The following is a 13,590-nucleotide window of genomic DNA, read 5'->3' as shown; positions in this document are numbered from 1 at the left end:
AGTGAATCGCCGTGGGGTCCGTCTTCTTCGTCTGGATCCGTGATTCGCTGCGTAATCACGTACCTTTTGCCACCCAAGCGTTTCGCACACTACTTCGATCGCGGTGACGGCGCGCACGCGTGTCCTGAAGACGTCATGAAGATGGCCGATTCAACACGAGGCCGCGGGAGCGGCAATGGTGGAACTCTCCGCCTTGCCGCCTGAGATGGGTCGGGTGAGTCGATAGCACTGATTGGCCGTTCCGTCCCAGCTGGAGATCGTGGCGGAGACGGATAGCGTGCTTCTTTCGCGGGTCACGCTTTGAACCGTCAGAAGGTCCGGTCGTCCGGCGGGATCAAGTCCCTGCTGGATCCCGCCGACGGTCAGGGCTTCGCTCGGCATACGCGACAGGTGTATGCGTGCTTCCCGAGCCGTGCTCTGGATCTCATTGCTTTTTCGGCACGCGTCGGCTTCGCTGACGGTCACTTCGGATGTCCACGTATCGCCGGGCCCGTGGGCGTACGTGAAGACGAGGCACCGGACCGCCCTCCCGGGCCTGACTCCATAGAAGCTGACCATGTCGTAATCGACTGCCTTCTCGACCACGGCGGTGAAGCCCCCGCGCGTGGCATCGTGCCTGATCACCGGTGCTTCTGTGTGCTTCCAGATCAGGCCAGTGAGTACGTCGGGACGAGTAGTGCCACTCGCCCGGAGCGCGCGACCGGAGTGGTCGGCCATGTAGTCGGCCTGTTGGAGAAGCGAGGCGACGGCCTTCGCCTCGTGATCCTCGGTGGTTCGATGGTTACGCCAGGCCGCATACCAGAACCAGGAGACCGGAACGCCGAGGACCAGGATCAAGACCGCCAGGATGACCAGGCAGCCGCCGGCCACAAAGCGGTTCTCCCGCTTCGTGACCGGCGCGCCGGCACTACTCTTCGAGAGCACGTCTAGCCGCCGTAGTAGCCGATGTCGGCCAGCGTCTGGTCCATGACCGCAGCATAGGCCGTGGTGCCGCGGTCCTTCGGGTGGAAGGACTCGAGACTGATGCAGGTGTTCACACCAGGCTGCTTGATACAGGGGATCTGGTTGTCCGGATCCCCGTCGTGGAAGTCTCCGTCACCGTTCGGGCCCGCCACGACGCCGTTGATCCACTCGTCGGTGTCACAGATCGCGTGCCCTTGGAACGCGGGGATTACATCGGCGAAGGCCACCTTGACCCCACCCTGCTTCATCTCTTCCACCTTGGCCCTCTGCTTGTCGCGTATGTAGTCGGCCAAGGCGTTCAGCACTTCGTCGTTGGACATCTGACACTGAGTCTGGCTCGCGATATGTGGATAGTTCATGAGGACGATCCGGGCGTTCGGTGCCCTCAGTGCGATGTCCCCGATGAGTCCCCCCGTGTCTGCGACAGCTTGGTCGATCCTCGCTATGTAGTCGTTCTTGTCGCACAGACCGGGGAACCAGCAGTTGACGACCGCGTTCGTGAAGGCGTCACCGTCGTTTCCACCGATGGTCAGCATGACCAGCGTGGTGTCTGCGCTGAGGACTCCGGAGTCACTCTGGCTCTTCTCGTGGTAGTTCCCCATGCGTCCCCAGGAGTTCGGGTTCCCAGGAGTCAGCTGATCGGTGTGTGCGCCGGAGCAGGTCACATTCTGGAAGGCCACGGACTCGCTGTAGCCGTCGCTGAGCGCGCCGATTCCGGTGCTCTGGAACGGCAGGATCACCTTGCGGGCCCACGAGTTGGCACTGCGCCGACAGGCGTTCCACCGGCTGGTTCCGTGTGAGGTATTCGACTCGGGCGAGTAATTGCCCGCGCCCTCGCCGGAGGAGTAGGAGTCTCCCATAGCGACGACGAAGTGCTGCGGCTTCTTCGCGAGGACCTGGAAGGCGACGCCGTCCCAGGCGATGTCGTCGTCCGCGGTGCCGTCGTCAGTGCTGTTCGAGAGCTCGACCTTCGGAGTTCCTGTGAAGTGGTAAACGCCGAGGTCCACCCATTTGTTGGCACCGAAGTGCGTGTTGACGTAGCGGTCGCGGTCGCCGCCCGCGACGCCCTTGATCACGTAATGGGCCTGCTGGGTGTGCGTTCCGGTGTCAGGCATGTGCGCGAAGACGCGGACCCATTTGTCCAGGCTCTGGCCGAGGGTCCAGGTGCCGGTGATGGTCATCCGGCCGTTGGGCCCGCCGAGATGCTTGTCGTCGCGGGTGTGGGCATACCAGAAGTGGCCGTCGTAGCCTCCGCCAATCTGGTGCAGGTCGCCCTTGGCCTCGTACTTGCCGTCGGCATCCGGGTAGAAGGTGAACTGGAAGCTTCCCGAGGACTGGGAGGTTCCGCAGTCGCTCCAGGTCTGCGCCCCGTTCGGCAGTGACTCCACGACGAGGGCACCGGAGGGAAGCCCCGTGGGGGTGCATGCCGGGGTGCCGTACTGGAGGCGGTAGCCGCGGCCGGGTTCGGCACGCAGCGTCTGGTACTTGATGTTCTCGTTGCCGCAGGTGCTCGCGCAGTCACCCTTCCAGGTGACGTTGGACCCGCGGTACCAGTACTGGGAGTAGCAGAGTTCGGTGGTGCACTGCGGCGGGTTGTTCGGGTCGCAGCTGTTCACCGTGTTGCAGAACGCGCTCAGCGGCGGCTTGATCCGTGTGCGGTCCGGGACGCTGATCCACCAAGCGGGCCGGAAGCCGGCGGAGGAGAAGCCGGACTCGCCCGGCCAGTCCTGCCGGCCGTCGGTGGAGTAGGAGTGGCCGGTGTCGATGGACCAGGCCGCCCAGCCCATCACCTTCTCCTCGTACGGCCAGCGCTCCGGGTGCGCCGCGTCCTGCGGACTTCCTTCCATGAAGGGGCCGCGAGACGCGGGATACATCGGGTTGGCCGGGTTGTTGTACCAGCCCAGACCCCACGGAGCCCCCTGGGTGGTGGGAGCGTTGAACCCGAGGTTGTAGTTCCAGAGCGCGGCGAACCAGTTCTCCGGCTTGGCGGGGTCGTCGTTGTTGACGGTGATCTTCTGCCCGTCCTTGTGCAGCTCGTTCCACTTGGCGGCCAGGATGTACATCGACGCGGCGATGTTCACGGTGTAGTCCAGCGCGACGGCCCGCTGCGTGGCGGGGGCGTACGAGGTCTCGCCCTGCTTCTCGTGTCCGGCCATTCGCATGCCGTCGGTGACCTGGCCGACACCGTAACCGCAGTCGGAGTTGCCCCAGTCGATCTTCCAGTAGGAGCTCGCGTCACTGCCCTTGTGCCCGTAGAAGCCGGCGACGGCGGCGAGCGGGTTGCCCATCTGGCCGGGAATCGCGCCCGATTCGGCCTGCCAGAGGTTCGACTCCTGGGCGAGCACGCCGAGGAGCACCTGGGCGGGGATACGGCCTCCACCCGTCAGCGTCGGCCGCGGGAACAGCCCCTGTGGATCGATCGTGCTCAGACCGATCTGAGAGCGCCAGCCACCCTGCGTGATCCACTGGGAGCGCAGCTCGCCACGCACCGCCATGTCGACCGCCCACTCGACCTGGTTCGGTGTCGGCTGCAGCGCCTGGCTGTTCACGTCGTTTCGGGGCACCGAGCACCAGCGGTCCGTGTCGACCGGATCGTTGGCGATCGCCGTGGCCGTGGCTGCGAGAGCCGAGGAGGCGCTCTCAGCCTTGCCTGCGGTGGCCAGGGCCGGCGAGGGGGTGCTCTTGCCGGATCCGCTGCCCTGGTCCTCCACCGGCTGAGTGAGGTGCTTGCCGGTCGCCGTCGCCGTGGCCGTCACGGTCAGCGGCTGCTCGTCGTCCGATGGCGAGGAGGGTGTGCCGGAGTCCCGTGGTGTGGGTTCCGACCTCGTGAAGTCCCGCCCCGCGCCCTTGATCCGCTCCAGACCCCTTCGTATCGCGGGCGAGAGGACCGGGTCGACGGCCAGACGGCCGTCGCTGGAGACATCGGCATCGGCTGGCGCGGCCAGGTACGTGATTCCGGTGCCGGCGGTGAGCGGAGTTCCCGCAGGGCGGCCGGTGAGGAACACCTTGCTGGTGCCGCCCCGCTTCAGGCCGAGGTCGCCGAGCTTTCCGGTGGCGAAGGTAGCGGTCTGTCCGTGCGCTTGCCACAGCTTGGCGTGGGCCGTGTCGTCGCGGTGGTCGAGGAAAGCGACCTTGTCCTTCCCCAAGGAATGGATCTCGAAGGGCGCGCTGTCCGTGGTGGTGAGCCTCTTGATCTTCCCGGTCCGGTTCACATGGACCAGGTTGCGGCCGCGCGCGGCGATCGTGCCGTCCGCGACGGGGACGGCGGAGGTCAGCTGCCCTGCGGCGACCGTGTCGGACACGGTGTCGCCAGTGGTGTTCACGGTGAGGAGACGGCTCTGGCCCTCCCGGAACGCGGTGAACGCGGCCGTGCGCGTGTCTGGGTTGCAGGCCGGGTCGAAGTAGGCCAGGGAGGCCGTGAACGGCAGCTTCGTCACCTGACCTGTCTCCAGGTCGACGATGGCGGTGAAGGCACCGCCCGACATGAGGTCCGGGTGGTTCGTGAAGGCGCGAGGGGCGTAGGCGACCGCGACGTGCGAGCGGTCCATGACGCACTCGTTGCCGATCCAGGAATCCGCCTGCATCTCGGACTCGGACAGGACGGCGACGGTCCTCCACCGGTACGCGTCGGCGCTGTCGGCGGTGAGGATGCGCAGGCCGTCCGCGTCGGCCGCGGAGGTGACGGCCCGGTCCGGGGAACTCCGCCATCCCTGGCCGAGGTTCTTGTCGGCATCAATGCCCTCAGTCGAAGGCAACGGCGTGACCTGCTTTCCGCGCCCGGGGCCGGGTACTGCCGCCGCCGATTGGGTGGTTTGGAGGAGGCCGACTACCAACGTGGCTCCGGCCAGCATGGCAGCCGCGCGGCGTAACCCTCTTCTGTCTATTCGTGATGGTCTGGTCAACGTTCTGCACACTCCTGGATGATCGAAGGGAAGCGGGTGTTCCGGATGTGTCGGTACGGGAACACCGCAGCTGGGGTTTCGCCGAGCTGCGGCGCTCCTGCATGCTCGCGCCGATCAAGCCGCTGTGGCCTTGGCGGCGGTCCGCTGAACTGCGGCCGCAGCCGCGTCGAATTCGTCGATGTGGGCAGCGATCTTGCTGCGCTGGGCGTTCGACACCGCGTCGAACCACACTTGGGTGACGTCGTGTGCGACCCGGCAGTCGACGTCCGTCTCAGCGGTCTCGATCTCCAGCGGCGTGCCGCGGTGAGGATGCTGTCAGGGTGGTCAGACACCCGCCGGTCGCGAAGCGGTTGTCCCGCTTCGCGACCGGCGCGCTGGCACCAGGATCGGAGAGCACCTCTATCCGCCGTAGTAGCCGGTCAGGAGTTCTCGGTGATCTCCCCGCCGGATACGAAAAGGACGTACGTTCCGGTCGAGTCGGACATGGGGCCAGACCTGCGCAGGAGCGCGTGCGCGCTGCGGGACACGTACAAGGAACTGAACACAGTCTGGTGTTCCTTGGTGTAAAGGGCGTCGACCTGCTGCTTCGCCGTCCTGAACCACGCAACCGCGCGCTCGTTGTTCCAGCCCGGTATTCCGGTCTTGACGCAGTCCTCCAGAAACGCCCCGGCTTTCGTCCGGCCGGCGTTCACCAGGCATGAGAATCCGACGATGTCACCCTGTTCCGTCGGGACACCGGCGATGGAGAGCTGCTCTTCGCCGCCGCTCGACACAGCCCCGGCGAAGTGCCACATCTTGCGGTCCCCGGGGACGTCGATGAGCTTCTGCTTGCCGAGAGGGACGTCCCACCGCGCGGCGAGACCGGTCAGGAAGTCGTCCACCCGGTAACCGGGAGTGATGACCTTGCTCTCCCCCAGCCTCGGCGCCCGGTCGGCCGTCACAGCCCGGTCCGGCCAGTCCGCGGCGGACGGCGGCTTCGTAGCCGTCATACCGGGAAGGGCCGTCGAGGATGCGGATGGCGGCGGGGCGGACGGGTTCGGGACGGACGATGCCGACGTGTCGACGGCCCCGGAGCCCGGTTCCGCCGCCATATCTTCGTGTTGCGTGCAGCCGGCCAGGGTGACGGCAGCCACGAGAGCGACTGCCGCCACGACCCGGCGATGCATCGAGTGCGCGCTTCTCATCACTTTCCCATGTTGCAATTGCCCTTGTCGGGCGTAGCCGTGGGGACGAAGGCCACCGCGTCGAACGCCACGTTGGCGTCCCCGGTACCGGGGAGATGTTCGTTGTCCATCTCCACACCGCCCCCCTTCCAGAAGAGCCACGAGCCCAGCTTGAACCAGGCGTCCTTGCCCTGTGTCCGGTTCGCCTGGTTGATGGGGCACGTGTCCGCGCCCAGCCCCTGCTTGTTGGGGCCGGGAATGGTCGTGTAGCGGACGGTCGCCTCGGCGCCATGGTTGGGCAGATGAATCCACACGTTGTACCGCCTACCGGGCTGGTCCGGGCCTGGCAGGTAGGCCGGGTTGAGCTTCCAACGCCCGGTGACCTTGTGGAAGAAGTCGCTCTCCGGGTAGGAGTGCGTGAAGAAGACATGGCCGTTATAGCCAGCGCCCAACTGATGGACGTCGATCTGCGCGATGGCCGGGGTGGCCCGCCATGTGAGGAGTTGATCGCGGTACATGAGGAGGCCATCCCCGTACTGCATCGTGAACTTGCCGTCCGACGTAGCCTCGGAGGCCGCACATCCGTAGACGTCCTCCCGACCGTTGAGGTCATCGATGACGATCGTGCCCGGAGTGCCGTCGGGCGTCGTCATGCACGGCCCCGACGGGTACTTGGCGATGAGTGCCGACTCGGGGGAACCGAGGGCGAACCTCAGCTGTTCACGCGAGGAGTTGCTCTCGCTCTGCCCGGTGATCCAGGCGGCGCTGCCGGCCCAGCGGCAGCTCTCGTTCATGGCCGGGCAGGGGTTGGTCGTACCTGGCGTGCAGTTGTTGACTGAGGGGGAGCAGAACATGCCGTAGTTCGTCGGCAGGTTCAGCAGGGACTGGGCGCCGGGGAAGTCGGGAACCATGTACGAGGGCTCCCAGTTCCACGTCTTGTGCGGGGTCTCCGCCCAGCCGAGGACCTTCTCCTGGTACGGCCAGTTGGCGGGGTGCGCGGCGTCGTCGAACGTCGCCCGGAGGAAGCCCTGCCGGTCCGGCGGATAGGTCGCGTTGGCCGGGTTGTTGAAGAAGCCGAGGCCGCGGGGCTTGGTCGGGTCGGTGTAGACGCCGCTGTTGTAGCCCCACAGCGCCATGTACCAGTTCTCGATCCACTGCGGGCTGCCGCCGTTGACCTCCATGCCGAGCGCCTTGAGCTGGTTCCACTTCTCGGCGAGGATCTGCATGCCGGCCGCGATGTTCGTCGCGTAGTCGGTGGTGATGGCCCCGGCCCGAGTGGTGTCGAAAGGCGGGCTGTCGTAGTCCCGCATGCCTGAGGTGACCTGGGCAATGCCATAACCGCAGTCGGACTTACCGCTGTTCGGGTAGTAGTGAATGCTGGCACCGTTGCCGAACCAGTCCGCCTGGAGGACGTTGCCCGCCGCACCGTTCACCGAGTGCCAGGACGCCTGCTTGAAGTTGGACTCCTGGGCGAGGATACCGAGGACCACCTGCGCCGGGATGTCGCCGCCGCCTGTCAGGACCGGCTTGGGAAAGAGGCCTTGCGGGCTGTACGCGGGCAGGCCGGTGTCATGCCAGTTCGCCGGACGCTGCGTCGTCAGGTACCCATGCACGGCCTGGTCGACCGCCCACTCCACCTGATTGGCGCTCGGCTGGAGCGCCTGCCGCTTCGGGTCATTCCGCTTGACCAGGCACGGGATCTCGTAGCCCTTCACCTGACCGTCAACGACGAAGACTTCGGCACCCTCTCTGGAGAGGCAGATCGACTCCTTGACGCCCTCATCGCAGTTGTAGGGCTCGACGTCGTCCCTCGGCTCCGTATCAGCTGCGAGCGCCTGCGCGCGCGGGGTGGGAGTGCCGGAGACAGTGAAGGCAGCCGGATCCAGGGCGGGCGACGCCGCGCCGCCAGTCTTCACCCGCGCGGTGTCGGTGTCGAAGGCGACCGAGGCCTTGGCGCCCGTGCGGACGGCCGTCGCCTGGATACGGATCAGGCCTGCGGCCCGGCCGTCGGCGGTGGCCTTCGCCTCCGGAGTGCCCTCGGGCGCCATGACTCCCTTCAGCTCGTCCGAAACGAGCGACGTGGTGATCAGATGGCCTTCGCGCGACACGCCCGCGGGAGGACCGTTGAAGGGCTGGGTCTTGAGGCCGGGCGCACGCGAGGTGTCGACGCCAGCCACATCGCCGACCGCGAGGGAACCACCCTTCCGCGGGAACAGCTTGAGCTTCCCGATCTCACCCGAGCCGAGCGCGGTGAGCTTCCCACCGTGCCAGCGATTGATGACACTCTTGCGACCCTGCACGACACCGAGGTCGAGGGCTCCGTCGGCGGACGACGTCAGCGCGAAGACCGGGCCGGGCAGCGCGGTCTGCTTCTGCGCCCGTGCCGACTTCCCATGGCCGGTCAGCTTCACGAGGTCGCCGTTGAGGACGCCGTAGTCACCGCGCGGGGTGGGCAGGGCGTGGGTGAGCTGCCCGGGGAACTTCCTGACGCCGATGGCCTTGCCCGCCGCCGCGTCCGCCTCGATGACGGTGGTGTCCCCGGCGTCGGTGTCCGTGGCCGAGCTGGTGGAGAACAGCACCCGGTCGTCCTCACCGCAGCCCGGCGAGTAGTAGGCGAGTTGCACGCCCCGGGCGACCTCGGTGACCTTGCCGTCGCTCAGCCGCACGACGGCGGCGAAGGCGCCGCGATAGGCGGCTCCCGGCTTGTTCACCCACATGGACGGCATGTACACGGCGGCTGCGTACCGGCCGGAGCCGGTGGTGCACACATAACCCGTCCACGGGCCCGCGTCGATGTCCTTGCGCCGCAGCGAGGCCACCTCGCGGAAGGCGTAGCCCTCCCGCTCCGAGGCGGTCACGATGTGGAAGCCGTCCGAGTCGCCGGTACCGTTGACGATCACGTCGGTGGAGCTCTCGTAGTCCTTACCGAGGGCGGTCTCCGGCGTGCCGAAGAGGACGTTCGTGGTGACGTCGGCCGCCTCGGCAGGAGCAGTCGGGGACACGAACGGGATCAGGGCCAGCGAGGACGCCAGCACGGCGGTCGCAGCCACCTGCGCGGTGAGCCGCTGCCGTGGCGTCCGTAAGTGCTTCAGCATGGTCCCTCTCATATCCACTCCGTGCAGTCGCCGTTGACAAGCGGAGTGACGACTACGCGGCCACCCTCTTCGTAGAGCAGGGGCTCCGGATCCCAGGCATCCTTCAGACCGTTCCAGCAGGCCTTGCTGGTGTTCTTCCAGTCGCCCATGGGCGAGACATCGCTTGCGTTGGTCGAGGTGATGCTGGGGGTGGGGCGGGGTGACTCGAAACCGCCCAGTGTCGGCATCTGCCAGAGCGCCGCCCACACCGGGTACTTGTAGAGAGGGTTGACGCTCACCTTTGTCCAGGTGGCCCCGCAGGCGGGCGAGAAGACCAGCTTCAGCTCGATATCGTTGCCTTGGTTGATCTGTTCGAGGACCTGGGCATCGGCGTCGCATCCCATGGTGACCGGGTTCTTGCCTGTACAGGTGGACCGGAAGCAGCCGGCCGTCTCGGCGGCCGATGCCGGCGGCGTCGCCAGCATCTGGGACAGATATAGGAGCGCCACCGCGACTCCTACCCGTCCCCAACTTCTTGCGCGCACGACATTCTCCTTGAGCGAGATGAGTGGGTGTACTACCGGTAGATGTCCACGACCACGCGGTTCGGCTGCGTGAGCGTGAAGACGTTGTAGCGCGAGACGGGACCGTCGAGGGTGATCCCGAAGTCCATCGCGGCGGTGAACCCGAGGATGTTGCCGGTCGAGTAGATGTACTGGGCCGCCTTGACTGTCGGCAGGTTGAACGCCTCCAGGCTCGGGTTCGTCGCGGTGAAGTCCCCGGGGCCGGCGCCCTTGAGGCTGAGGAAGAGGTAGGAAGAGCCGGTGGTGGTCAGGGTCCTCGGCTCACCACCCGGGGTGTCGTACCCGGGGCTCGTGGACTGACGGGCCTCGACAATGGGCAGCGGCCCCGCACCCAGGTCGAAGACCACGCGGTCGTAGCCGGTGTGGGCGGCGGCACGTACGCCGTCGACGCAGATGTCCTCACAGACCTCGGCCGTCGCCGCCGGCGTGGCCGAGGCCGTGGGCGCGGCAGCCAGCGTCGTGAGGAGAACCGTGGCGGCCGGGGCGACGAACCGCCCGAGCACGCGTCTTGCAGTACGCATGGTGGCTCCTTCTTCAGATCGGAAGAGCCGCAGCGTAGGGCAGGTACCTGACATCCCGCCTAGGTCTTTTCGCTTAGTGCATCAGGTATCAGCGCGGCCCCGACAGAATTCAGCCATCGGAGGGGTTCTTTGAGTCACCGCGCGCGTGCAATGAATGGCGAGAGGGAAATCCGGCCATCCGCCGGCGAGCGCCACTTTAGGTGCGGCGGAGGGGGTGGGCCGAGAGTCGACTCGGAAACGGCCGGAAGTGAACCGATGCCCGTCCAGCGCGAGGATGCCGCGTCCTACCTGGAATTACCTGCTTCCCCGTGCGGATCTAGTGTGAGGTTCGAGGCCTCGCCACTCCCTTTCGATCTTCAGTACAGGGAGAGAGTGTCCGAAAATTCACGCACCTACTTAGAAGCCGTGAGGGGCGATATGGGTGAAGTGAGGAGGAGTGTCAAGCGAGCACGTGTCAACTATTCGAGCCGCTCAACTTCTACGTTTTGGCCAATGTGACGAAATTAGCTATGCAGAGGCGGGGTGACACCTCTTGAGTTGGGCGACCCGAATCAATCGCGCACATGAAGGAGGACCTGACGCTATGCGTCTCACACGACGTGCCCTGGTGCGTATCTTCACTCCGCTGGCGGCTGTGGCGCTTCTCTCGCTCCTGGTGTCGCCCACGGCGTCGGCGGCCGAAACCCGGACCGCGAGCGTGACCGCCACGTGTTCCCACACCTGCGTCCTGGGAACCCGCGCTGCAACTCACACCGGATACGACCGGCTCGTGTTCGACCTGACATCGAGCACTCAGGTCACAACGTCGACGAACACAACGGGGGCGTACACCCCGTGGAGTGGCAAGACGGAGTTCTTGGAGGTCCGCGGTACCTCGTACCTCTTCATCACGATGGAGGACACCGACGTCTATGACGATGCGGGGAACCTGACCTTCGCGAGCCCGACCCTGCAGAGCTTCAACCTTCCTGCTCTCAAGGGCATCCAGCTCCTGCAGGCGTTCGACAACCGATTCGACAAGCGCGTCGAGTTCGGTATCACGCTGGGGCCGTCGACGAGCTATCAGATCTTCCAGCTGACCCAGCCGAACCGCCTGGTCGTCGACATCTACCAGTAGACCACGCACTTCCCGCCGGCCCGAGGGCACGAGAGGACAGCCGATGACAGGCAGCTTAGGTAGATGCGGAAGCAGAACGAGTAGCACACTTGGCGGCGCCCGGTGAGACGACTGCGGGCACGCTTACTCGTGGTGGTCTCCACAGCGGTAGCGCTGATGACGGCCCTTCCCGCGCAGGCCATGGCCGGAGATCCGGGGAGGCCTGACGACGCGGTGCAGGGATGGTCGGCCGAGTCGACGACGACGCCGGCGGCGATGGATGGGGATGGGCCTGCGGGCGCGATTCCGGAACGGCGCCGCGCGTCGGTACAGGGAAGCGGGTACACCGCTTCCAAGGATGTCGCGTGGACCACGTCCGTTGATGCGGAAGGGTTCCACATCCTGGTGGCGGACGCGGCCAAGGGCTACGAGTGGAGAACCGCGGCCACTCTTTCCGAACCAGGTTTCGACGCCGACAGCTGGATCGGGAACGCGTGCGTCACTGAGTCGGGCAAACGCGCCGCGGTGGCTTACGCGCCTCGGACCTTCACCAACAAGCCCGAGCTGATGGCGCGAGGTGCGTTCACCGCTGTGGTGAACCTGGAGACGGGGCGGGTCACGAAGCTTCCCCACCAGGCATCGCTGGCGTACTTCTCACCCGGTTGCGGTGAGGGCGAGAACGCGGTCTTCACCCAGCTGTCCCACGACGGTGACAAGCAGAGCGGCAGCCGTCTCATCTCTGTCGACATGGCCGCGGGCAAGGCCGGAAAGCCCCTGCTGCTCGACGGACAGGTGACCTCCGCCGTACCGACCGCGGAGGGCATCGTCGCTGCCGAGGGCGGGCGACTGGTTCGGGTCGGCAAGGACGGAAAGCGGAAGACGATTGCACGTACGCATGGCGTTCCCTTCCAGCTCCAGGCCGACAAGGACGGGGGAGTCACGTTCATCGAGCGGGTTCCCGGTTCGGTATCGAAGAAGTCGGACGAAGGCGACAGCCAGGCACGCCGGGTGACTGCCCGGCAGATCAGAAGCGGCGGTGCCACGCCGGCGACGCTGGTGCGCGGTGGCCTGATGAAATGGGATCTGGCGTCCTCTGCCGATGGCACCGTGTACGTCACCGGTAAGGCCAAGTCGCTGGGGCCGTTGCCGGGAAGCGTCAGAAATCGGGGCGACCTGGCGAAGGACGACCGCATCTCCACCCGCGGCGAAGCAGCTGTGGGAACCGCCTGGGTGGCGGAGCAGGGGTCTCCTCTTCTCGCCCCCGAGGAGGGCGAATCCCGCCGGGTCCGGACCGAGTTGCGTTTGATGGGCACCGGGAAGACCGAGGTCCTCGAGGCACTTCCGGGTGGCAAGCCCCTGGGAAGCGCGAAGGTACGGTCTGCGGGGATCGCGATGTCCCCCGCACTGTCCGGTGGCAGGGCGGCGCCGAAGGCGCTGAAGACCACGGCACTATCGGAGACAGCGGCGTCCTCGGTACTCGGGGGATCGCCCACGGATCCGGTCGAGGCGGAGCGGACGTGTGCCGTGCCGCGTAACGACATACGTAAGCAAGCCTTCCAGCCGACCCCCCCCCGTCAGGTGGAGTGGGCCGCGGACCAGGCGGTCGCCGGGACACTGAACAAGTCCGTATCCCGGCCTGCGAACTGGAAGAACATGGGCATGCCTGCCTAACTTGATCTTTAACCTTGGGGTCCGAACGGGGCCTCGTACTTGATCACTCGGACTGGTAACTGCCTTATGCGCAGGTGGCCTTCGGCTGAGCATGTGATCCGACCAAGGAACACACAAGCTCAGCACGAAGGCCGTGGGATGAGTCTGCTGCATCACGTCGTCCGGCAGGATCCGTTTGCGGAACTGTCACGCTTCCGGGGTGAGTTCTACTCCTGTCTGACCAGGCGTGCGGACGCTCTGTTCGAGCTCGCGGACGCGGTGTTGTGCGCCGATGGTCCAGTCCGGTCGCTGGTGGAACTGTCGCTGGTGGGCGAACACCGCCGCGGGCACGGTGGGCTCTACGACGCTCTGGCCGCGGGCCGGGTCGATGTGGCCCGGCTGCGGCGGGCCCTGGCGACGGTGTCGCTGCCGCGGGCGGCGGACAGCCGGCTGGTCCTGGCCGCCGACATCACCTGCTGGCTGCGGCCCAGTGCCCACACCTCACCGCAGCGGATCCTGTGCCACACCTACGGACGGGGCAAGGACCAGCACATTCCCGTTCCCGGCTGGCCCTACTCGGTGATCTGCGCGCTGGAGACGGGCCGCAGTTCCTGGACCGCGCCCCTGGACGCATTGC

The 13,590-nt window shown here is 66.4% G+C and carries 9 protein-coding genes; 3 read left to right on the top strand and 6 right to left on the bottom strand.

Annotated features, from left to right (window positions below):
- Positions 1-150: 150 nt before the first annotated feature.
- From ACH4TP_RS39585 to ACH4TP_RS39560, 6 genes are all read right to left on the bottom strand, one after another.
- Entirely contained in the window at positions 151-924 is a 774-nt protein-coding gene (locus ACH4TP_RS39585) for a hypothetical protein (protein ID WP_398440643.1), read from the bottom strand.
- Positions 925-926: 2 nt separating this feature from the next.
- The gene (locus ACH4TP_RS39580; RefSeq protein ID WP_398440642.1) at positions 927-4,718 is read right to left on the bottom strand and encodes an SGNH/GDSL hydrolase family protein; all 3,792 of its coding nucleotides are present in this window, start codon (positions 4,716-4,718) and stop codon (positions 927-929) included.
- 566 nt (positions 4,719-5,284) lie between these two features.
- Positions 5,285-5,854 carry a hypothetical protein gene (locus tag ACH4TP_RS39575; protein ID WP_398440641.1) on the bottom strand — a complete coding sequence of 190 codons (570 nt, stop codon included), beginning with the start codon at positions 5,852-5,854 and terminating at the stop codon, positions 5,285-5,287.
- Positions 5,855-6,048: 194 nt separating this feature from the next.
- Positions 6,049-9,123, bottom strand: a complete 3,075-nt coding sequence (locus tag ACH4TP_RS39570) for a hypothetical protein (protein WP_398440640.1) — start codon at positions 9,121-9,123, stop codon at positions 6,049-6,051.
- Positions 9,124-9,131: 8 nt separating this feature from the next.
- Positions 9,132-9,611, bottom strand: a complete 480-nt coding sequence (locus tag ACH4TP_RS39565) for a DUF2690 domain-containing protein (RefSeq protein WP_398440639.1) — start codon at positions 9,609-9,611, stop codon at positions 9,132-9,134.
- A 68-nt stretch (positions 9,612-9,679) separates the two neighbouring features.
- Complete coding sequence (locus ACH4TP_RS39560) at positions 9,680-10,207, bottom strand: hypothetical protein (protein ID WP_398440638.1); 528 nt, start codon at positions 10,205-10,207, stop codon at positions 9,680-9,682.
- A 583-nt stretch (positions 10,208-10,790) separates the two neighbouring features.
- Here ACH4TP_RS39560 and ACH4TP_RS39555 point away from each other — a divergent pair.
- The 3 genes from ACH4TP_RS39555 to ACH4TP_RS39545 all read left to right on the top strand — a co-directional run.
- Positions 10,791-11,324, top strand: a complete 534-nt coding sequence (locus ACH4TP_RS39555) for a hypothetical protein (protein ID WP_398440637.1) — start codon at positions 10,791-10,793, stop codon at positions 11,322-11,324.
- Between the two features lie 132 nt (positions 11,325-11,456).
- Positions 11,457-12,974 (top strand): hypothetical protein, encoded by a 1,518-nt coding sequence (locus ACH4TP_RS39550; RefSeq protein WP_398440636.1) that lies wholly within the window; start codon positions 11,457-11,459, stop codon positions 12,972-12,974.
- A gap of 138 nt (positions 12,975-13,112) precedes the next feature.
- Positions 13,113-13,590, top strand: a 478-nt coding sequence (locus ACH4TP_RS39545) for a transposase (RefSeq protein ID WP_398440635.1), incomplete at its 3' end; no start/stop codon positions are given.

The sequence above is a fragment of the Streptomyces sp. NPDC021012 genome (assembly GCF_044333355.1).
Taxonomy (GTDB): Bacteria; Actinomycetota; Actinomycetes; order Streptomycetales; family Streptomycetaceae; genus Streptomyces.
Note: the sequence above shows the minus strand (reverse complement) of the source record. Positions and strands in the feature narration are given on the sequence as shown.